General features: G+C 52.9%; 17 protein-coding genes. 9 read left to right on the top strand and 8 right to left on the bottom strand.

Annotated features, from left to right (window positions below):
- The first annotated feature begins 96 nt into the window (after nucleotides 1-96).
- Nucleotides 97-1,383, top strand: coding sequence for a DUF445 domain-containing protein (locus J1782_RS24350; protein WP_217154067.1), 1,287 nt, complete (start codon nucleotides 97-99; stop codon nucleotides 1,381-1,383).
- Between the two features lie 57 nt (nucleotides 1,384-1,440).
- Here J1782_RS24350 and J1782_RS24345 read toward each other — a convergent pair whose 3' ends face one another.
- Nucleotides 1,441-2,538 (bottom strand): glycerol dehydrogenase, encoded by a 1,098-nt coding sequence (locus J1782_RS24345; protein ID WP_165057278.1) that lies wholly within the window; start codon nucleotides 2,536-2,538, stop codon nucleotides 1,441-1,443.
- Between the two features lie 382 nt (nucleotides 2,539-2,920).
- On the opposite strand from J1782_RS24345, the gene J1782_RS24340 reads away from it, so the two are divergent.
- Nucleotides 2,921-3,103, top strand: coding sequence for a hypothetical protein (locus J1782_RS24340; RefSeq protein WP_152326042.1), 183 nt, complete (start codon nucleotides 2,921-2,923; stop codon nucleotides 3,101-3,103).
- Between the two features lie 281 nt (nucleotides 3,104-3,384).
- On the opposite strand, the gene J1782_RS24335 is transcribed toward J1782_RS24340, so the two are convergent.
- Complete coding sequence (locus J1782_RS24335; protein WP_152326041.1) at nucleotides 3,385-5,043, bottom strand: glucan biosynthesis protein D; 1,659 nt, start codon at nucleotides 5,041-5,043, stop codon at nucleotides 3,385-3,387.
- Between the two features lie 399 nt (nucleotides 5,044-5,442).
- Between J1782_RS24335 and J1782_RS24330 the strand changes: the two genes are divergently transcribed.
- Together J1782_RS24330 and J1782_RS24325 are read left to right on the top strand one after the other, a co-directional pair.
- Nucleotides 5,443-6,843, top strand: coding sequence for a CoA transferase (locus J1782_RS24330; protein ID WP_217154066.1), 1,401 nt, complete (start codon nucleotides 5,443-5,445; stop codon nucleotides 6,841-6,843).
- A gap of 91 nt (nucleotides 6,844-6,934) precedes the next feature.
- On the top strand, nucleotides 6,935-8,359 hold the full coding sequence (locus J1782_RS24325) for a pyridoxal-dependent decarboxylase (RefSeq protein ID WP_217154065.1): 1,425 nt from the start codon (nucleotides 6,935-6,937) through the stop codon (nucleotides 8,357-8,359).
- Nucleotides 8,360-8,375: 16 nt separating this feature from the next.
- Here J1782_RS24325 and J1782_RS24320 read toward each other — a convergent pair whose 3' ends face one another.
- Entirely contained in the window at nucleotides 8,376-9,227 is an 852-nt protein-coding gene (locus J1782_RS24320; protein WP_165057271.1) for an AraC family transcriptional regulator, read from the bottom strand.
- Between the two features lie 265 nt (nucleotides 9,228-9,492).
- On the opposite strand from J1782_RS24320, the gene J1782_RS24315 reads away from it, so the two are divergent.
- The 5 genes from J1782_RS24315 to J1782_RS24295 all read left to right on the top strand — a co-directional run bounded on the left by J1782_RS24315 (nucleotide 9,493) and on the right by J1782_RS24295 (nucleotide 16,834).
- Nucleotides 9,493-11,331, top strand: a complete 1,839-nt coding sequence (locus J1782_RS24315) for a DUF2264 domain-containing protein (RefSeq protein WP_217154064.1) — start codon at nucleotides 9,493-9,495, stop codon at nucleotides 11,329-11,331.
- Nucleotides 11,332-11,383: 52 nt separating this feature from the next.
- The gene (locus J1782_RS24310; protein WP_152326037.1) at nucleotides 11,384-12,670 is read left to right on the top strand and encodes an oligosaccharide MFS transporter; all 1,287 of its coding nucleotides are present in this window, start codon (nucleotides 11,384-11,386) and stop codon (nucleotides 12,668-12,670) included.
- Between the two features lie 22 nt (nucleotides 12,671-12,692).
- Entirely contained in the window at nucleotides 12,693-13,883 is a 1,191-nt protein-coding gene (locus J1782_RS24305) for a glycoside hydrolase family 88 protein (RefSeq protein WP_217154063.1), read from the top strand.
- A gap of 390 nt (nucleotides 13,884-14,273) precedes the next feature.
- On the top strand, nucleotides 14,274-14,888 hold the full coding sequence (rcsA, locus tag J1782_RS24300; protein WP_152326035.1) for a transcriptional regulator RcsA: 615 nt from the start codon (nucleotides 14,274-14,276) through the stop codon (nucleotides 14,886-14,888).
- A gap of 245 nt (nucleotides 14,889-15,133) precedes the next feature.
- Nucleotides 15,134-16,834, top strand: a complete 1,701-nt coding sequence (locus J1782_RS24295; protein WP_152326034.1) for a methyl-accepting chemotaxis protein — start codon at nucleotides 15,134-15,136, stop codon at nucleotides 16,832-16,834.
- Between the two features lie 97 nt (nucleotides 16,835-16,931).
- Here the strand turns inward: J1782_RS24295 and dsrB are convergent, their stop codons facing one another.
- The 5 genes from dsrB to J1782_RS24270 form a co-directional block, all read right to left on the bottom strand.
- On the bottom strand, nucleotides 16,932-17,129 hold the full coding sequence (dsrB, locus tag J1782_RS24290) for a protein DsrB (RefSeq protein ID WP_217154062.1): 198 nt from the start codon (nucleotides 17,127-17,129) through the stop codon (nucleotides 16,932-16,934).
- 435 nt (nucleotides 17,130-17,564) lie between these two features.
- Entirely contained in the window at nucleotides 17,565-17,774 is a 210-nt protein-coding gene (gene cspE, locus J1782_RS24285) for a transcription antiterminator/RNA stability regulator CspE (RefSeq protein ID WP_013575246.1), read from the bottom strand.
- Nucleotides 17,775-18,072: 298 nt separating this feature from the next.
- Nucleotides 18,073-18,948 carry an ion transporter gene (locus J1782_RS24280; protein WP_217154061.1) on the bottom strand — a complete coding sequence of 292 codons (876 nt, stop codon included), beginning with the start codon at nucleotides 18,946-18,948 and terminating at the stop codon, nucleotides 18,073-18,075.
- Between the two features lie 152 nt (nucleotides 18,949-19,100).
- Complete coding sequence (locus J1782_RS24275; protein ID WP_152326032.1) at nucleotides 19,101-19,439, bottom strand: hypothetical protein; 339 nt, start codon at nucleotides 19,437-19,439, stop codon at nucleotides 19,101-19,103.
- 165 nt (nucleotides 19,440-19,604) lie between these two features.
- The gene (locus tag J1782_RS24270; protein WP_152326031.1) at nucleotides 19,605-20,666 is read right to left on the bottom strand and encodes an NAD(P)-dependent alcohol dehydrogenase; all 1,062 of its coding nucleotides are present in this window, start codon (nucleotides 20,664-20,666) and stop codon (nucleotides 19,605-19,607) included.
- Between the last annotated feature and the right edge of the window lie 219 nt (nucleotides 20,667-20,885).

Raw genomic sequence — 20,885 nt, 5'->3', positions numbered from 1 at the left:
TTCTCATTTTAGGCGCGGTTCCGGCTTCATTCCGAAATAAAAGCCGCAGACAAGAAAAAAGCTGACAGCCTGCCTGACGCTTCCTAAACTGAGCTAATGGATAAAGAACAAGAACTTCGCCGAAGTAAACGTAACGCGCTCGGGCTGCTGCTGATTGCCGCCGCCCTGTTTGTCATCACCCTTTTCATGCCGCCTAACTTCTGGGTTTCCGGCCTGAAAGCCATTTCCGAAGCCGCGATGGTCGGCGCAATGGCGGACTGGTTCGCCGTGGTGGCGCTGTTTCGCCGCGTGCCGGTGCCATTTGTGGCGTCACACACGGCCATTATTCCCAGGAACAAAGACAAAATTGCCGACAATCTGGCGGTGTTTGTGCAGGAAAAATTCCTTGCGCCCGCGACGCTCATCAATCTTATCCGCCAGCACGATCCGGCGCGGATGCTCACGGACTGGCTGAACGCCCCGGACAACGCACAGCGTTTCGCGAAATACGCGGTGAAGATGATCCGCGGTTTTCTCGATGTCACGGACGATCAGCGCATCGCGCAACTTATCCGCCGCGCGCTTTACCGCGTTATTGATAAAATTGACCTGTCCGCGTCGGTTGCCACACTGCTGGAAAGTCTGACCAAAGGCGGCCGCCATCAGCAACTGCTGGATCAGGCGATGGATCAGCTGGAAATCCTGCTGGCAAAAGACAGCACGCGGCAGTTTATTTCCGCGCAAATTGTCGGCTGGATGAAACGCGAACATCCGCTGACCGCCAAACTTCTGCCCACCGGCTGGCTGGGGCGAAACGGTGCCGATCTGGTGTCGAACGCGGTGAATTCGGTGCTCGATGATATGGGCAATGACAAAACCCATGCTTTCCGCAAAGGCTTCGACCGTTCGGTACAGAACTTTATCTGGAAGCTGCAAAACGACCCGGAAACCGCGCAGAAAGCCGAAGAGATTAAGCAGTATCTGAAAGATGACGAGAAGCTGAATGTTTACGTGTTGCAGTTGTGGGGCGACATGCGTAACTGGCTGAAAGAAGATCTGGAAAGCGAAGATTCGCGGGTATTTGCGAAAGTCACTGAATCCGGCCAGTGGCTGGGAAACGCGCTGGCGCAGGACGAGAAATTGCGCAGTTCGCTGAATCAGCAAATGGAAACCATCGCAGAGAAAATGGCACCGGACTTCGCGCAATTCCTGACGCGTCACATCAGCGACACGGTAAAAGGCTGGGATCCGCGGGATATGTCGCGGCAAATCGAGCTCAATATCGGGAAGGATTTACAGTTTATCCGCATCAACGGCACGCTGGTCGGTGCGTTTATCGGGCTGGCGTTGTATCTGCTGTCGCAGCTGCCGGTGGCAATCCCGTGGGTGATGGCGCGGATTTAGGGGCAAAATCAGCGCGTAAAAAAGGCCGGATAACCGGCCTTTTTGCTTTGCGTAACCTTATTTCACGGTTTTACTGAACGCGTCCACGGCCAGAATCGCATTCGCGACATCTTCGGCAGACAAGTTGCGGTTCAGGTTGCCGAGGGTATCGCCCTCGCCGCCTGCCAGCGCACCGATTTTCACCAGACTGGCGAACGATTCGTTTTCCAGATGCATCTCTTTAAGCGTGGTCGGCATTTTGATGGAACGGTAGAAACGCACATACCGCGCGATTTCTTCGTCCGGACGCTGCTCAAGCACCATCTGTGTCAGCGTGCCATACGCCACCTTTTCACCGTGCGTCAGGTGGTGAATGTCACCGGAAATCGCCGTGAAGCCGTTATGGATGGCGTGCGCACCTGCCAGACCGGCGTTTTCAAAGCCGAGGCCGGAAAGCAGCGTGTTGGCTTCCACGACGGCTTCCACGGCCGGTGTCACCAGCTTCTGCTCAACCGCCGTGTACGCGCTGTAACCGTACGTCAGCAGCGTTTTCTCACAGGCTTCGGCAATCGCCATACCGGCAATTGTCGGGTCACCGCCGACCATCGATTGCGAATGAGAACGCAGCACCGCCTGCGCTTCCACAAAGGTCGCCAGACCGTCGGCAATGCCGGAAGCAAACAGACGAACCGGTGCCTGTGCGCAAACGTGGGTATCGACCAGCACCAGATCCGGGTTTTTGTGGTAGAAACGGTAGGATTCAAAAACGCCGTTGTCAGAATAAATCACCGACAGCGCACTGCACGGCGCATCCGTAGACGCCACGGTCGGCACAATTACCACATTCTGTTTCAGTTCATCGGCAATGGCTTTGACGGTATCGAGCGTTTTACCCCCGCCCAGACCGACCACGACGTGTGTTCCGGCCTTACGGGCAATTTCCGCCAGACGGGTAATCTCGCTGGCAGAGGCTTCACCGTTAAAACGTTCGAAATGGAATTCAACCTGGGCTTTTTTAAGCGACGCTTTCACGCGATCGCCGATAATTCCCCAAACGACATCATCAGCTATCAGAAATGATTTTCCGCCTAACGCAGGCAGATAATCACCCAACTCATCCAGAACACCGCTGCCCTGAACGTATTTTCCTGGCGAAGAGAAGATAAATTTACTCATGATAAAAACCTCTTTTCGTTGATAATGATCCGTGGATAACTTCCCTGAGGGTACCCCAGCAGGTTGTAAAGCCCAACCCTTTTAATTCACATTAACAGCATGACTCGAAAAGAAATTTTATCTTTCATAAGGTTGAACCTTTCGCCACGCAAAGTAGCCATCCGATGAATTAATCACCAGAAATGACTATTCAGATAGGCAATCAAAAACCCCTTACTAAGTTAGGTTTTAACTATTGAATGCATAAACAACACCAACTTTCACTTATCAATCTTTTCCGTAGAATGCATTGCATTGGCAGCACGTCGTAAGCAGTGGTTATAAGCCAGCTCGCTGTTCGCCATCCCGTTAATATTTTTTTGATTAATAAGGAACTGACAGCATGTATAACTTCCAACGTTACAACGCCAAAGAACTGGCCCTGGCCTACATGAGCGGCAAATCACACGATTTCTCGCCACAAGAATTCTTACAACAGTTGAAAGAGATCGAGAGATCCTTCGACGCGGCGCTGAAAAATCCTCAGCAACAACCGCAAAACGGAATGCTGGTGAAGGCGTTTTGATCGCCATCTTGGCCTTCAGCAGTTGAGTACCGTGCGTTACCCTTGCTTTACCCTTTGAAGTATTTTGCAAGTTCCTGTGTCTGGTTCACCTGCAAATGACAGATAAACAGAAAAGTAAGAAAGCAAAAGCCCCGACGAATCGGGGCTTTTTGTTTTTTGATCTTTCGATCCTCAAAATCCTTCAAGTGGCAGGCAGGCGGCAAGCGAGTGAGCTGATATACGTCAGTGATTCGGGTGAACGACGACAGCCGACACCCCTGCGGCGTGAATGACGAAGAAGATTATTTCGTCATCTGACGGTCATCGATATATTTGCGTTTATCCGGCGCTGGCGGGAAATACTGATACAGCCAGGTTTCCGACAACGCTTTCTGGCCGGAACGCAGGAACATGCGCAGTTCAACCGGCGCGACGGAATCGCTGTCCGGATACCAGTCGAACAGGATCCGGTAACCGTCGAACGGTTGCACATACAAAATTTCGATGTTTTTGATCTTACCCGCCGAGACGTTAATCACCGGCTCGATGCCTTTATCGGCAAAGGCTTTCAGCTCGCCGCCGACAAAATCAATGGCGAAACGACGCGCCCAGACTTGCGGATAATTCTCGCCCGGTGCCCAGCCTTCAGGGAAACCGCCCATACCGGTGCGGGTCGCCAGTACGTTAGCCATCGGGCTGCGGTGCGGTGGCTCGCCACTCCAGTAAAGTTTGTAGCTGAAATTGAATTCAGAACCGGCCTTCACCGGGGTTTCCGGCTGCCAGAAGCAAACGACGTTATCGAGCGTTTCGCCGGTGGTTGGGATTTCCATCAGATTGACGGCCCCTTTCCCCCAGTTACCGACCGGTTCCACCCACAGGCTCGGTCGTTTGTTATACCAGCCAATCACGTCCTGATAATTATTGAACTCATGGTCGAGCTGCAACAGGCCAAATCCTTTCGGATTGTTATCGCTGTAGGCGTTAAATTGCAGACGCTGCGGGTTATTCAGCGGACGGCAAATCCATTCGCCGGTGCCGGTCCACATTTGCAGGCGGTCAGAGTCGTGGATCTGCGGATGAATCGTGTCGCAGCGCCCACGTTCGTTGGTGCCACAGCTGAACATGCTGGTCATCGGAGAGATACCCAGCTGTTTGATGTCCTCACGGGCATGGAGGTGGTTTTCGATTTCCATCACGACGCGGGTCGGTTCGCAGTGGATCACGAATTTATAGGCACCGGTAATGCTCATGCCGTCCAGCAGCGCATACACAGTAAAGGTGGTATCGCCGGGTTTCGGCGTATCAAACCAGAAAGCGGTGAAATCCGGGAACTCTTCCGGCTGGTCGGTGAAGGTATCCACCGCCACGCCGCGCGCGGACAGGCCGTACTGATAAGTGTCGTCTACCGCACGGAAGTAGCTGGCACCGAGGAATGACACCACGTCGCGGCGCGTCAGTTCCGGGGCTTTGTTGACTTTGAAACCGGCGAACCCGAGATTCGAGAAGCCTTCCAGCTGTTTGGTATCAACACCGGCGTCGTGATAATTGAACAACTCCGGGCGGAAATGAATTTCGCGCGCAAGATGTTTCACCGGATCGACAGAGTACATGCGCACACGGCGGCGGAACCCCATGCCGACGTGGAATAATTCGACGTCAAGCTGGCGGTCCGGCAGGCCATTCCACAGGGAATGCGCGTGATCGTACTGAATGGCGTTGTAAGCCTGCGGCGTCAGTTCAGCCAGCGTTTTAGGCAAAGGTTGCGGTGCGCCACCATAGGGTTTATCCGCGAGATCTTTCGCCATTTTCTTCAGCGCATTGAAATCAAACGGCAATTCGCCGCCGTCTGCCACATTCGCCTCTGCCGCTTCTGCGGAACGGGTGAACAGTGTGGACATAGCCGGCACACCACACCAGGCGGCGAATGCCATTGATGCTTTAATAAATGCTCTTCGTTCCATGCCAGAATCGTTTCCTGTACTGGGCAAAAAAATCTGGGGACTACGTCACAAAAACGCAGTCCCCGCGTATTCAAAATTTTCGACCCCAAGGCTAACGTAAAATTCACAAGCCGAGTACCAGAAATTGAAAGCATTCAGCTAATATTTTACTTGAAAAAGTCAACGCATATGACTGCGCTCATTCCCCGCGTGACAGGGGCTGAGAGGGTTTTTGGAAAGAAGGGATTGCACGGTAATGGTTCCCCTGATGGCGTGACTAACGCTGAGCGGACTTTAGGAGCATTCTGTTACCAGTAAGTTGCACAGCACTGCGTGACAGTGTCACTCATCGATTTCCTACATTGCCTCAGAGATGTTATAAATTTGTAAAGCTTAAATGCCTCACACCGGAGTTAACGCATGTCAGATGATCCTATCCAGCAGAAAGCACGGGCACTTTTCGTTCAGCTCACCGGCGGGATTTCACTTCCCTGCCCGCTTCATATTGAGGGTGCAGGGAATTTGCCTTCCTATTATCCGGTCACACCGCTAATCACCGCGTCAGTGGCGCTAGCCGGAATGACTTTGTCGCGATTACTGGCGATAAAACATGGCGAGTATGAAACGGTTACCGTTAACCGGCGGCTGGCGTCGCTTTGGTGCAAAACGAGTATTAAGCCTGAAGGTTGGGAAATCCCGCCGGCGTGGGACAGCCTGGCAGGCGACTACGCCACGGCCGATGGCTGGATCCGTCTGCATACCAATGCACCTGCGCACCGCAAAGTGGTGGAATCTCTGTTTGGAAAAGCGGTAAGTCGCGAAATTCTTGCACAGCAGGTGATGACCTGGAAAAAGGCAGAACTGGAGCAGGCGGTGGTACAGGCGGGGGGATGCGCCGCGCAGATGCTCAGACCGGATGAGTGGCAGCAGCATATGCAGGGTAAATCCCTGCACAATGAGCCATTATTTCAACGCGCATTGACGTCGCCAGCAGCAATTCCTCAATGGGCGTTATCTCGCGAAAAGCCGCTGGCTGGTATAAGAATTCTCGACCTGACACGGATTATTGCCGGGCCCGTCGCCACGCGTTTTCTGGCCGGACTGGGCGCCGATGTGTTGCGTATCGATCCTTACGGCTGGGATGAAACCAGTCAGGAAGCCGATGTCACGTTGGGGAAACACTGTGCGCGGCTGAACCTGCATAACCCTCAGGACAGGCATCGTTTCGAGGAATTATTGCGTGATGCAGATGTGGTCGTGCACGGCTATCGTGCCGGTGCGCTGCATAAACTCGGCTATGGCAGCGAGCAGCGTCGTGCCATAGCGCCGGGTCTGGTGGATGTTTGCCTCAATGCCTACGGGTGGAGCGGTCCCTGGCGCGAGCGGCGCGGTTTCGACAGTCTGGTGCAGATGAGTTGCGGTATTGCCCAGCAGGGAATGGCACTTTCAGGCAGCAACAAACCGGTGCCACTGCCGGTACAGGCGCTCGATCACTCTACCGGATATCTGATGGCAGCTGCGGTGTTGCACGGTTTAGCACAGCGTGTGGAAACCGGTCAGGGCAGCGAAACCCGTCTGTCACTGGCACGTACTGCCTCAGAACTTATGGCCGGTGGTGCATCCGCGCCCCAACACGAACCGCTGATTGGATCCGCAGAACAAACAGACTTCTCAGCACAAGCGGAAATCACAGTCTGGGGAAATGCCCGGCGTTTACTTGCGCCCGTCTGGCTGGAAAACACGACAATGCACTGGCATTTACCGGCGTCGCCGCTCGGTTCAGGTGCAGCCAGCTGGCAGTCAGACCCGCAGGAAAAATGAATTTAGAAATGAAAATATGTCAGTTTGTTGCTTGTGACTGATCAGGTAAGTTAATCAACCTTTACAATCTTTTGAGCGATAACGGAATTCTATGCACCCACTGCTTCAGCACGATCTGGATACCCTGCCTGAAATCCTGCGTCAGGCCTGCGACACGGCGGTTTCTTTCCTCGAAACGCTGCCGGAGCGTTCCACCTGTCCGCCCGCCAGCGCGCAAAATCTGCAAGATGAAGACGACCGGTTGCCGGAAAGTGGCATCGGTGCGCAGGCCGCGCTGACGCATTTCTGGAACCGGTACGCCAGCGGAATGTCTGCCAGTGCGGGCCCGCGTTATTTCGGTTTTGTGACCGGCGGCGGCACGCCCGCAGCACTGGCCGCTGACTGGCTGGTCAGCACGGTGGATCAGAATGCGCAACTGAATTTCGACACCATTGCTCCGGCCATTGAACTGGCAACCGTTGCACAACTGAAACAACTGTTCCGTCTTCCGGAGTCGCTGTGCGGTACGTTTGTCAGTGGCGCGACGATGGCAAACTTTGTCAGCATGGCGATTGCCCGTCAGTGGCTCGGCGAACAGCGGGGAATTGATGTCGCACAGCAGGGTTTGGCTGCGCTCGGCCCGGTGCGGGTGCTTTCTGCTTCTGCACATTCCAGCAGTGTGAAAGCCCTGAGTATGCTGGGTCTGGGTCGCGATGCGCTGGTTAGCGTCGCCACATTACCGGGCACCGAAGCTATCGATCCCGCTGCACTGGAGCAAATACTGTTAAGCGCCCCTTCGGTGCCGACGATGGTGCTCGCCAGCGCAGGGACGGTAAACACCGTGGCGTTTGATGATTTGCCTGCGCTGCTGAAATTGCGTGAAAAATACGATTTCTGGCTGCATGTGGATGCCGCATTTGGCGGCGTGGCGGCGGCATCAAAGCGTTATGCGCCGCTGCTTGCAGGCTGGGAGCAGGCCGATTCAGTGACCATTGATGCGCATAAATGGCTGAACGTTCCCTATGACAGCGCGCTTCAGTTCACGCAGCAAAAGCACCTGGCTCTTCAGGTTCAGGTGTTCCAGAATCATTCGCCCTATCTGGCGCTGCCTGCTGTCCGCCCTGACAATTATCTGCATCTGACACCCGAAAACTCCCGGCGTTTTCGTGCGCTGCCGGTCTGGATGGCGCTGAAAGCCTATGGTCGTGACGGTCTGGCAGAAGTCGTGGATCGTAATGTCGCGCTGGCCAGACTGCTCGGTGAGCAGCTGACAAACACGCCCGGATTTACCCTGCTCGCACCCGTGAATCTGAATGTGGTGTGCTTCGCGCTGGATACCACTGACAGTTCACCGCGGGCCCTTGAGCAGCGTAATCAGTTTCTGAAATTACTGGATAATGCGGGCGTGGTACGCTGTACCGCCACGTCACTTAATGGAAAGCCTGGCATGCGCGCTGCGCTGGTAAACTGGATGACCCGTGAATCGGATATTCGTCTGGCACTGGATTCCCTGAAAGCCTGCCGCGCAGAGGTTTGAGACGTTCCTGACCGTCTTATGACAAGAGTGAAAATGCCGCCTTGCGATATTGCAGCGGCGTTTTTCCGATCATTTTCTTGAACCGGGTGATGAAATACGGTGCATCTGAAAAACCGCATTGCAGCCCGATCGCTTCGACCGAACGGTCGGTTGAGCGCAGCAGTTCACAGGCACGTTTTACCCGCCGCGTGGCCAGATAATCCTGAATCGAGCCGCCCGTTTCCTGTCCGAAGACCCGCGACAGATAACTTTCCGAAAGCCCCAGTGCAGCCGAAAGATCGGCCAGCGCAAACTTCTGCACGTAATTTTCTTCGATCCACTGCATGACTTTGGAGGCCGTTGTGCGGCTGATAGTTTTCGGCTGACCGTCTTCCTCGGGCATAAACACCATCAGTTGCAGGATAAGCATGGCGATTTCTTCCCACTGATCCGCCTGCGGTTCCGGCAATTGATTAAACTTTTCCAGAATGAGTTCGATATGGCTGGCGTGGGCGCTCAGGTCAAAAATATGCGCAGCACGGTCAGCATCCCACAAACTGGCAAATCGCCGGCGACGCTGCGGGAAAGATTGCAGACAGCCGTCCAGCAACTGATGATCGAGATGAATGGTCGTACGCAGATAGGCATTTTTCTCATCGGCTTCGACAAACACTTTGTGCAATTTAAAAGGCGGGAAGACAAACATCCGGCCTGGCCGCAGCGTGTATTGCTGGTTATCGACAATCACAATGCCATAGCCCTGACTGACAAAAAGTAATTCCAGACACTGATGCCAGTGAAAATAATTGGCACTGCCGCGGTTCATCCGGTTAAACGAAACCTGACGTTCGTTAAGGGCAATACGTTCGAGATAATCTGATGCCGGCATTATGGCGGGTTCCTCTTAGTGTATTTCTGCGTCTTTTTTATCCAGGACAACAAAACACAATTTTCAGTCAGCTTTTTATAATTTAAGCCGTTTTACCGCCAATTTAATAATCACAATTTCAAAAATCACCGCATTCTGTGAAGCAGGTAACAATCAGAGATCGCCAGTTCTCTATATTTCATTCGCGACACAAAGAACTGAAATAATATTTCAAATTAATAAACCCTTATTTTCTGGTACCCATCACGTCACCGGGAGTCCCTTTATGACGCTGAAAAAAATAAATACCGGCAATCCGCTGCGTACCCGCGGCGATGTACAACACCTGCTAAACGATCTGCTGTCCGCCGTTTCGCCCTACACCGAAGAAGGCAAAAGTGGAATCGACCTCGGCAATACCACCACGCATTACGGTAAAGAGATTGCCAAAATGGAAGCACTTTCACGCATGCTGTGGGGGATTTTCCCGCTGCTGGCCGGTGGCGGTGAATGCCCGGATTTGCCGTTTTACATTAATGCGATCCGCTTCGGTACCGATCCGCAGCATCCGCAATACTGGGGAGAAATCCGCGATTGCGACCAGCGTTGCGTAGAAATGGCGGCGTTTGGCGTCGGGCTGGCCCTGATGGATAAGCGCCTGCTGACCCATTTCTCTGCGCAGGAACAGCAAAATCTGGCTGACTGGCTGAATCAGGGACGCGACGCCGTTATTCCTAATAACAACTGGAATTTTTTCCCGATCATGGTGCAGATGGGCTTCAGGCAGGCCGGAATGCCGTGGGATAAATCCGCCGTGGCTGCACGTTTTGCGCTGATGGAAACCTATTACCTCGGCGACGGATGGTATTCCGACGGACCGGGACGCCCGCGTGATTACTATATTTCGATGGCCTTTCATTATTACGGTCTGATTTACGCACAGAATATGGCCGACGTGGATGCCCCGCGCGCCGCCGTGCTCAGGGAACGCGCACGGCAATTTGCTCAGGATTTCATCACGATGTTTTCCGCCAGCGGTGCCGCCGTGCCGTTTGGCCGCAGCCTGACTTATCGGTTTGCCGAAGCCGCTTTCTGGAGCGCTGCCGCCTACAGCAAACTGGACGTGTTCACACCGGGCATCGTGAAAGGGGTGATTTTGCGCCATCTGCGGCACTGGCTGAAAGAGCCTATTTTTGACCGTGACGGCGTGCTGAGCATTGGCTATCACACGCCAAATCTGGTGATGGCCGAAGACTATAACGCGCCGGGTTCCCCCTACTGGGCCTGCAAACTGTTTCTGGTACTGGCCTTGCCGCAGGACGATGCATTCTGGCAGGCAGAAGAAGCGCCGCTGCCCGACATTCCGGCCACACACTGTATTGCGCACGCCAGCCAGATCCTGACGCGCGACGCACAGGGCCAGCACGTGGTGATGCTCACGTCCGGGCAAATCGAACTGAATAATTTCGTTAATACCGAAGCCAAATACACAAAGTTCGCCTACTCCAGCCAGTTTGGTTTCACCCTCGACCGTGGCCGCTACGGGCTGAATCACGCCGGTTGTGATTCGATGCTGATGTTCTCGGAAGACGACGGTTATTACCGCGGACGCCGCGACTGCGCAGAAACACACATCACAGAATCGATGATTTATTCCCGCTGGCTGCCGTGGCACGACGTCACGGTGTGCACCTGGCTGATCCCCTGCGGCGACTGGCATCTGCGCGTTCACCATATCGAAAACCGGCGGCCACTGACCTCGGCGGAAGGCGGTTTCGCGGTGATTCAGGAAACGGCAACGCGCACAGAGATGACAGCGGACCAACGTGCCGTCACCGTCAGCGCACGCAACGGCGTCAGCCGGATTGTGTGTCTCGACGAGGCCACACCGCGCGACGCCGCCACCGTTATCACTCCGCCGAACAGCAGCATTATGTTTGCCGAAACTGCCTCCGTTCCGGTGCTGACCGGCGCACTTCCCGCCGGTTCACACTGGCTGATCACCGCCGTTTGTGCCTCCGCCACACAGGATATCTGCGCGCAAGGTGTACCGGAAGTGATCCGCGAGGGGCAGCAATTACGCTGGCACTATCAGGGGCACAGCGGGCAAATCACGCTGCGTTAAGAGCCACCGCGCTATACCGTCAGGGCTGCCAGTTCAGTCTTCAGGAGTCATTATGAAAGCGATAAAAACCGCCAGTAAACCGGCGTATTACAAAATGAGTGGCTTTTTATTTCTCTACTTCTTCACCTGGTCTTCCAGCTTCGGTCTATACGCCTTGTGGCTCGGTCAGAAAGCCGGGCTGGACAGCGTCACCATCGGCACGGTCTTCGCGGTCAACGGCGTGTTCGCGGTGATCATGAAACCGGTCTACGGCTACATCATGGATAAGATCGGCATGAGCAAATCCCTGCTCTATTTTGTTGTGCTGATCTCGGCCCTGATGGCGCCCTTCTTTATCTTCGTGTATCAGCCGCTGCTCGACAGCCATCTGATGACCGGGATTATTGTCGGCGCGCTGTATCTGAGCCTCGGCTGGTACGCCGGTGTGGCGGCGTCGGAATCCTACGCCGACCGCTTCAGCCGCCTGTATCACATGGAATTCGGCCAGGTACGTATGTGGGGCTCACTTGGCTGGGCGCTGGCTGCATCTTTTTCCGGCGTGCTGTTTAATTTGTCCCCGGCCTGGAATTTTGGCCTGAGCAGCGCGACATCGCTCGTGATGCTGGCGGTGCTGCTGTCACTGAAAATTGGTGATGAAGAACTCAAAGACAACGATGTGATTTCCCAGCAAAAAATAATGTTCAGCGATGTGATTTTACTGCTTAAAAACCGCAAGTTCTGGATGTTCTCGCTGTATGTCGCCGGTGTCGCGTGGATGATGTTTGTCGCCGAACAGCAGTTCTCGCGCTACTTCGTCACCTTCTTCGATACCAAAGAGCAAGGCAATGCGTGGTACGGCTATCTGAGCACCGTGCAGTCCGGTCTTGAGTTTCTGATGATGATGGTGATCCCGTTACTGGTGAACTATTTCGGTGCCAAAAAGAGCCTGCTGCTGGTCGGCGGACTTGTCGGGCTGCGCCTGCTTGCGTCCGGGCTGACCAGCGATCCGCTGCTGATTTCCATTATCAAACCCTTCTACGGGCTGGAAATCGCGCTGCTGCTGGTGTCGGTGTTCAAATACATCGCAGAGCATTTCAGCAAACGCGTGAACGCCACCATGTACCTGCTCGGCTACCAGGCGATGATTTACGTCGGTTCCATCGTCGTCGCCCCGCCTGCAGGATATTTCTACGACCGCATCGGATTTGAACACACTTATCTGTTTATGGGCGGTATTGCGCTGTGCTTTACGCTGATCTCCGCCTTTACGTTATCCGCCTGCCAGAGCCTGCGTAACGGCTCACCGGCCCCCGCTGAAACACGTGAAAACAGCCCTGAACTGGCACCGTTAAAACGCTGAACACATTAAAAAGGAAGAACTGATGACACTGAACATCGCTAATGAAAAGTTACGCCCTGTAGAACTTAACCAGCTGGACCGGATTGCTTTCGCGCAAAAAATGCAGCGCGCCCGCGAGACTGTGCTGAGCAAAATCTCGCGCAATCTGGCTAAATTCGGCGATAAATTCCCGGCGGAAAACTGCGAGAAAGGTCATTATCCGCTGACCGGCAATGTGGAATGGACCACCAGTTTCTGGACCGGACAGCTGTGGCTGGCGTGGGAAATGACCGGCGATGACCGTTATCGTTCAGCGGCCGAAAAACAGGTGACCTCTTTCGGCAACCGTATCGCCAACCTGATTGATACCGCGACGCACGATCTCGGTTTTCTTTACAGCCTCTCGTGCGTGAGCGCCTTTAAGCTGACCGGTAACCGTCAGGCGCGCGGTTTTGCGCTGCTGGCCGCCGAAGCGCTGATGGAGCGTTTCAACACAAGAGCCAAAATCATTCAGGCCTGGGGAGATTTGAACGATCCGGAACAGGCCGGGCGCATGATTATTGACTGCAATATGAATCTGCCGCTGCTGTACTGGGCCAGTGAACAAACCGGCGAACCACGCTTTGCCGAGGCCGCGCGGGCGCATGCGGAACAGGCGGCAAAGTATATCGTTCGCCCGGATGCCTCGACGTATCACACGTTTTACATGGACACGGTGACCGGCGAGCCGCGTTTCGGCAATACACATCAGGGTTATTCCGACGATTCCTGCTGGTCGCGCGGTCAGGCGTGGGGGATTTACGGATTCCTGCTCAGCTACCGTTACACCGGCGATGCGGAGCAGGTCGAGCTGTCACGCCGTCTCGCGCATTACTTCCTCAATCGCTTACCGGAAGACGATGTGTGTCACTGGGATCTGGCGTTGCTCGGCACCGATGCGGTGCGTGACAGTTCGGCGGCGGCGATTGCGGTTTGCGGATTGCTGGAACTGGCCATCGCCCTGCCCGCCACCGACGATAAGCGCGCTCATTATGAAGAGATGGCGCTGCGCATCATGGATTCGCTGACAGAGCGTTATCTGGCGGGGGATCAGGAAGATTGTGACGGATTGCTTAAGCATTCTGTCTATCATATGGGCAGCAGAAAAGGCGTGGATGAATGTTGCAGCTGGGGAGATTACTTTTACGTTGAGGCGCTGACACGCCTGACGCAGTGCTGGCAATCCTACTGGTGAGTTTTCAGACGCAGTGTTTACACGCTGCGTCTGGTTTTGTTGCCATTTTTCATTCGTGAATTATTTTAAAGGATAATGTGCCTCATCATTTTACTGCGAACAGTTCCCTCGTGTTACGGTAACACCCCTGTAAACAAACACTTCTTGTATGTCATTACATCCATTAGGAATAGTCTTAATTTGCGTTAAAATTTTGTTCAGTATCAAAATCAAACGTGACATAAATCAAATTAATCTAAGCGCATCTCCCCGTTAGTCCTCAAAAAATAAGACTTCCACACTGACGTTTTTCATGCAAAAAGTAGATTCAGCACGCTGTATGAAAAATTTGTGCTGACCCTATCGCGTCCAATCATTATGCAGAACAAGGACGTCCTATGAGGACTTACTATGCAAACGATAATCTTGGATCCATGCCGGTATACCCGACTCGGCCTGCAACAATTTCTCACCAGCGAACGGGAGATCACTGACGTTGATCGCTTCGATCAGCTTCAGGCGGGATGTGCAAAACTCAATCCCTCCGTGGTATTCATTAATGAGGATTGCATGTCTTCGCATCCGGACAGCAAAGAACGGCTGGGTGCACTGATCGCCGAATACCCTGATACGTTGTTTTTTATCTTTATGTCACGCACGCGTATTCATTTTGAAGAATATATTTTCGTTCGTAAGAACGTCATTATCACCTCGAAATCCATTAAGGCGGAAACGCTCAAACAGCTGTTAAATCACCCGTCACTGCCTCAGGCGCAAAACCCGGCCAGCTGTGCCGTGCTGGATATCCGGCCGGTCATGCTCAGCCGCTCTGAATCCGCAATGTTGAAAATGTGGATGTCAGGCGACGGGACCATTGAAATATCCGATAAACTACAAATCAAAACCAAAACGGTGTCTTCATACAAAGGAAATATTAAAAGGAAGATTAAATCACCGAACAAACACATTATTTATCACGTCGTCCGTTTGTGCGACCAGCTCAATAACGGCATCTACGCGATTTGATATTCCCACCTCTGGTTTTCGCTACAGGCTGAGCGCGCGCTTCGCCTGTAGCGCCCCACATAAACCCTAAAATGCGATCCAGCTCTCATATATAAATTGAATCCCTGCGGCGAAATGCCGATGTCCTTTATATGGCGTTTTCTTTTCGTCACGGCCGGACTTGCCCCGCTGGCAATGCCTTTATCGCTGTTTATCACCGCCGGGAACAGGCGGTATGCAGGATCAATTGAGCGGAACAAAATAAAATGGATACTCCTACATTCTCTACAACGCGCACCTCTTTTATCAGTAATATCCGACTTATCACCCTGATTAGTCTGATTCTCACCGGGATCCTCTTTCTGTTCGCCCTGTCCATCGGGTCATCCAGTTTCTTTTTAAAACAGAGTAATGCAGCGCTGGCGAATGCCACGCAGGAATTGCAGATCCGTCTGGCGCTGTCGAACAGTTCTAATCATTTACGCACCGCAAGACTGTTGCTGATTCAGGCGGCAGCCGCGGCGCGGATCGGCGATCAGGACGTCTTCAAACAAAACCTGACGGATGCGGCCAGCCGGATTAAACAATCGCAGTCGAGTTTTGACAGTTATATCAACCGCCCGAATAAAACAGACAAAGATCTGGCGCTGGATGAACCACTGAAAAAAGCCTACACCGCCTATCTGACCAAAGGCATGGCGCCGATGCTGGAATCCGCGCAGCAGGCGCATTTCGAAGAAGTGATTTCACAGGAAGCGGAAACCGTACGCGGGCTGGATCTGGCCAACAACGTTCCGCTGCTGGCGGCGATTGCGTACCGTACCGAAACGGCTAATGCGATTAATGACAAGGCGCAGCGCAATGCGGTACTCGGCTATATGCTGATGAGCGGAGGGTTTGTGATTGCGCTGGTGCTGACGTTCATCACTTATCTGGTGATGCGCAAAGTCATTATCAATCCGCTGAACCGTCTGGTGACGCGTATTCAGAAAATCTCTGAAGGCGATCTGACCCAACCGGCAGAAAGCTATGGCCGCAATGAAATTGGCGTGCTGAGCAGTAATGTCGAGCAGATGCAAAGCTCGCTGTCTTCAACGGTCAGAACCGTGCGCGAAGGCGCGGTGTCGATTTATCAGGGTTCTACGGAAATTGCGTCGGGCAATACCGATCTTTCTTCCCGTACCGAACAGCAGGCCGCCGCGCTGGAAGAAACCGCTGCCAGCATGGAACAACTGACCGCAACGGTAAAACAGAACTCCGAGAACGCCCATCACGCCAGCAAACTGGCGGCGGATGCATCGAACAAAGCGCAGAAAGGCGGCGATATTGTGGCAGACGTGGTGACGACTATGGATAAAATTTCGCGCAGCTCGTCTAAAATCGCTGAAATTACCAACGTCATCAACAGCATTGCGTTCCAGACCAACATTTTGGCGCTTAACGCCGCCGTCGAAGCCGCCCGTGCGGGCGAACAGGGCCGCGGGTTTGCCGTCGTCGCCAGCGAAGTGCGCAATCTCGCGCAGCGCAGCGCACAGGCCGCCAAAGAAATCGAAGTGCTGATTGAAGAATCGGTAGATTACGTCGGTGAAGGCTGCATTCTGGTGGGCGACGCCGGGGATACGATGTCAGAAATCGTGACAGCCGTTAGCCATGTGACAGATATTATGGGCGAAATTGCATCGGCGTCTGATGAACAAAGCCGCGGGATCAGCCAGGTAAGCCAGGCAGTTTCAGAAATGGACGGCGTGACCCAGCAGAACGCCTCGCTGGTGCAGGAAGCCTCGGCTGCCGCGGCCTCACTGGAAGAACAGGCCGCACGTCTGACGCAGGCTGTTGCAGTGTTCCGCCTCGACGCGCATGCACAAAATTCTTCTGCAAAGCGCCAGCCACCCACGCGCGCACTCACATCCCCTTCTGCCCGCGCGTCTAAAAATGTGAACGAAGAGCCAAACTGGGAAACGTTCTGATGTGTTATCACGCCGGTTAACCCGGTTTGAAGACAAAAAAATACCGGTACATTGACTACCGGTATTTTTTTATTCAGGATTTGTGCGGGTATGCGATTTACTCAGAACCTTCGCGCGGTTCAACGAACGTGCCGTCTTTGGTATCGCCTTCATTGTAGAACCATATCCCTGCCGGATAATCTTCCAGCGACACCAGATACATGACGCCTTCGTAAAATTCCTCTACGGCTAACACTTTACCTTCACGACGCGGGCCGCCGTCGGTTTTCACTGTCACAAGATCATTAACTTTCATCAGGTTATCCCATGGTTTTCAATTATCTTTATTGTAGTACAGACCGCCCCACAAAGGCACCGCGCAAGCTGAAAGTCGGGCTGAAAATCAGAAAATGACCCTGCGTTACTAATTTGCATTTTCTTAACATTTTGATGCCAGAATCCTGACTTTCACTTCTTTTATACTGCCTGCGTGCTCACCCCCGAGGGAGTACATAATGAATGTCATAAGAAATATTTTTGCCCGCCTCTATGCGGGCATTTTTTTGCCTGCCATTCAGGGAATTTTATCGAGATGGGGATGATGCGGGGAGTTATGGCGGGCTTCAGAACGGATATTCACAAACTATAGCTATTCACAAACAACCTTTCACAAACAACAGACGTAAAAAAACCCGCGCATGCGGGTTTTTGTCATCTTTGCAATTATCGCTGAAACAGCGAGAAAGCAAGATTAGATAGCGGTAACGTTAGCCGCAGACGGACCTTTAGCACCGTTCTCGATAGTGAACTGTACGTTCTGGCCTTCAGCCAGGGTCTTGAAACCTTGATCCTGGATAGCGGAGAAGTGTACGAACACATCTTTGCTGCCGTCAGCAGGAGTGATGAAGCCAAAGCCTTTAGACTCGTTAAACCACTTAACCTGACCTTTCATCATTGACATAGGAATTACCTTTTAAAAATAAATTTCGCCACCATGGGCATGTTATAGCCGGATTTCAGTCGTTACTTATGGAGGCACTAAGAAGGAAATTCGTCAGAGCAGGGTTATCATGGATAACGCTTTAAATTGGAACAACTTTACTCAGGATGTCGTGCATAAATAGGTCTGTACCACAGGCCGGTATGTATTTACTCATGACTGCCCTTTAATAGCAACTCTTTTTAATGCAATGCGCGAGTAAAGTCCGAAATTAGCCAGTTTATGTACCATGTAGTACAATTTGCGTACAATTAACGGGCTATTTTTCAATAGGTTGAGAAGTTTCCAAGGACAGAACCGCGCCACAGTGCGCACAAAATTTCGCGTCAATTTCATGGCCGGAATGCAGACAAGTCTGACAAGAACGGGCGGCACGCCCTTTATCCAACTCTTGTGACATATAAGCCGTTAAAATCCCGGTCGGCACGGCAATAATGGAATAGCCCAGCAGGATGAGTACAGACGCCAGCATTCTGCCGATCGCCGTATGCGGCGTAATATCGCCATATCCCACCGTGGTCAGCGTCACTACCGCCCAGTAAACGGACGCGCCGAGCGAGGTAAATCCGTCCTTCCCGCCTTCTGCGGCAAACATCAGCCCGCCAAATAAACACAAGATGATCGCCACAAAGCCAAAAAAGATGCCCAGTTTGCGTTTCGCCCGCATCAGGCTGCGCCACAAAATCCCGGCGTCGCTCATATATCGCAGCAGTTTCAGCACCCGCAGAACGCGTAGAATCCTCAGCAACCGTATCAGCACAATCAGATCCGTGGCAGTGCCAAAGGACGGGATCAGCCAGATGATGTACATCGGCAAGATGGTCAGCAGATCGATAATGCCGAAAAAGCTCAGCGGATAACGCGTTTTGCGCGGGGATGAAAACACCCGCAGTAGGTATTCCACGGTAAACAGCGCAGTAAAGGCCGCTTCGGCCAGACCGAACCGCCAGAGAATATCCGGCGTATCGGGGAATAAATCGGTGGCGCTGGATTCGAAGAAAAGAATAAACACGCTGAGCAGCGACGCCACAATCCAGAACGTCTCCATCCGGCGGCCACTGCGTGTGCGGTGCTCAAATAAAAGCGCGTAACATCTGCGCCGTGGGGAAGCCAGAAAACGAAAGTCCTGTGACATAGTCAACACCCGCAATAAAGATATCCTGAAGAATAAACGCTTTTTGCCGCGCCGCCTATCGTAGCTGACGCCAAAAAAAACGCCGGTCACACAATGTCTTGTAAGACGTGGTGTGACCGGCGTTTGTTGAAACGTGATGTGCTGGTGGAATATTAATCCATCAGCTCAGAGACAGCATTGCGGACGTAAGCCGTAATCTGCGCGACGTCTTCGGCGTCAGCGCTGCCGCCGCCAATGGACCGCACCGTGCTCTCCAGATGGCCGATATCCTGCTCAACTTTCTTCGCAATCTGCACTTTAACAATGGTGTCGACTGAAGAGATAAAAGCCCGCATCACGGCTTTCAGGGCGAAAATTTCACCGAAAGAGTCGTACGCAGGTTTGTCAGCAGCTGTTGGTTGAGCTGCCCGTGGTGGCAAGTTTTTCAGCCTGTCCACATGTTCAATCATCAGATCCATGTCTCTGATGAGTTCATCAAAACTCTTAGCCACTGGTTTTCCTTCGCCCGGCGAAAGGCAGCAGGATACCACCGCGCTTACAAGCCGAGAAGCCACAGAAATGCGTAAAGAGTAAATTTCGTCACAATGCGCCCGCCCTGCCGTTCACAATGAACACCGGGAAAGGCGCATCAGGTCGCTATTTAATCAGATGGCTGATTATCCGGCGTTTTTCAGTGAGGCCATGTCGACAACAAAGCGGTATTTCACGTCGCTTTTCAGCATACGTTCGTAAGCGCCATTGATGTCCTGCATGTCGATCATTTCAACATCACAAGAAATGTCGTGTTCAGCACAAAAATCCAGCATTTCCTGAGTTTCTGCAATGCCGCCAATCAGAGATCCGGCAACCGTTTTGCGGCCCATGACCAGTTTACCGCTGTGCAGCGCAGGTTCGATTGGCTCAATCAGGCCCACCAGAATATGCGTACCGTCACGTTTCAGCGTATCCAGATACGGGTTCAGGTCATGTGGATTCGGCACGGTATCAAGAATGAAGTCAAAGTGGCTTTTCACCGCAGCCATTTGTTCTTCATCGGTAGACAGCACAACGTGGTCTGCGCCCAGACGGTACGCTTCCTGCTCTTTACCTTTAGAACGCGTGAACAGGGTGACATCTGCGCCCAGCGCTTTGGCAAATTTCAGCCCCATGTGGCCCAGACCGCCCAGACCAACGACCGCGACTTTGTGGCCTTTACCGACTTTCCAGTGCATCAGCGGAGAGTACGTGGTGATACCGGCGCACAGCAGCGGTGCGGCAGATTTGATGTCCAGTTTTTCAGAAACACGCAGAACGAATTTTTCTGAAACAACGATTTGTTCGGAATAACCGCCGTAGGTCATCATGTTGTCATGACGATCATGGCTGTTATAGGTCATGGTCGCGCCTTCTTCACAGTACTGTTCCAGGCTTTCCGCGCAGGATTCACAGTGCTGACAAGAATCGACCATACAGCCTACACCGACGGTATCACCCACTTTGAAGCCGGTGACTTTCGCACCAACCTGCTTCACGCGGCCGATAATTTCGTGCCCCGGAACCATCGGATAAATGCTTTGATGCCATTCATTACGGGCCTGATGGATATCTGAGTGGCAAACGCCGCAATACAGAATGTCGACAACAACGTCGGTATCACGCGGGTCACGGCGAACAAAATTATGAGGCGCAAGAGGCGCATCCGCTGAAAGTGCAGCGAAACCACGAACGTTAAGAGTCATTTTTTTCTCCTGATAGGCTAACGGAATACAGCATGCCAGCAGAAACTGGCATCGCGAAAGTATGCCCCTTTACGATGACAGACGGGTATAACGATTCTCGCCATTACTTGCCTGAATCTGTTTTTTTCAGGATTTTTGGCGAATGGGAGAGAATGTTGCAATGAGATGACAAAGAAAGGATAAACCGTGACACCGTGAGAGTACGGCGCCACGTTAGCG

Source organism: Rahnella sp. BCC 1045 (assembly GCF_019049615.1).
In the GTDB taxonomy this organism is placed as follows: domain Bacteria; phylum Pseudomonadota; class Gammaproteobacteria; order Enterobacterales; family Enterobacteriaceae; genus Rahnella; species Rahnella contaminans.
Note: the sequence above shows the minus strand (reverse complement) of the source record. Positions and strands in the feature narration are given on the sequence as shown.

Excerpts from the sequence above, each read along its gene's own strand:
- J1782_RS24350 (WP_217154067.1), top strand. The coding sequence starts at position 97 with ATGGATAAAGAACAAGAACTTCGCCGAAGTAAACGTAACGCGCTCGGG.
- J1782_RS24345 (WP_165057278.1), bottom strand. The coding sequence starts at position 2,538 with ATGAGTAAATTTATCTTCTCTTCGCCAGGAAAATACGTTCAGGGCAGC.
- J1782_RS24340 (WP_152326042.1), top strand. The coding sequence starts at position 2,921 with ATGTATAACTTCCAACGTTACAACGCCAAAGAACTGGCCCTGGCCTAC.
- J1782_RS24335 (WP_152326041.1), bottom strand. The coding sequence starts at position 5,043 with ATGGAACGAAGAGCATTTATTAAAGCATCAATGGCATTCGCCGCCTGG.
- J1782_RS24330 (WP_217154066.1), top strand. The coding sequence starts at position 5,443 with ATGTCAGATGATCCTATCCAGCAGAAAGCACGGGCACTTTTCGTTCAG.
- J1782_RS24325 (WP_217154065.1), top strand. The coding sequence starts at position 6,935 with ATGCACCCACTGCTTCAGCACGATCTGGATACCCTGCCTGAAATCCTG.
- J1782_RS24320 (WP_165057271.1), bottom strand. The coding sequence starts at position 9,227 with ATGCCGGCATCAGATTATCTCGAACGTATTGCCCTTAACGAACGTCAG.
- J1782_RS24315 (WP_217154064.1), top strand. The coding sequence starts at position 9,493 with ATGACGCTGAAAAAAATAAATACCGGCAATCCGCTGCGTACCCGCGGC.
- J1782_RS24310 (WP_152326037.1), top strand. The coding sequence starts at position 11,384 with ATGAAAGCGATAAAAACCGCCAGTAAACCGGCGTATTACAAAATGAGT.
- J1782_RS24305 (WP_217154063.1), top strand. The coding sequence starts at position 12,693 with ATGACACTGAACATCGCTAATGAAAAGTTACGCCCTGTAGAACTTAAC.
- rcsA (WP_152326035.1), top strand. The coding sequence starts at position 14,274 with ATGCAAACGATAATCTTGGATCCATGCCGGTATACCCGACTCGGCCTG.
- J1782_RS24295 (WP_152326034.1), top strand. The coding sequence starts at position 15,134 with ATGGATACTCCTACATTCTCTACAACGCGCACCTCTTTTATCAGTAAT.
- dsrB (WP_217154062.1), bottom strand. The coding sequence starts at position 17,129 with ATGAAAGTTAATGATCTTGTGACAGTGAAAACCGACGGCGGCCCGCGT.
- cspE (WP_013575246.1), bottom strand. The coding sequence starts at position 17,774 with ATGTCAATGATGAAAGGTCAGGTTAAGTGGTTTAACGAGTCTAAAGGC.
- J1782_RS24280 (WP_217154061.1), bottom strand. The coding sequence starts at position 18,948 with ATGTCACAGGACTTTCGTTTTCTGGCTTCCCCACGGCGCAGATGTTAC.
- J1782_RS24270 (WP_152326031.1), bottom strand. The coding sequence starts at position 20,666 with ATGACTCTTAACGTTCGTGGTTTCGCTGCACTTTCAGCGGATGCGCCT.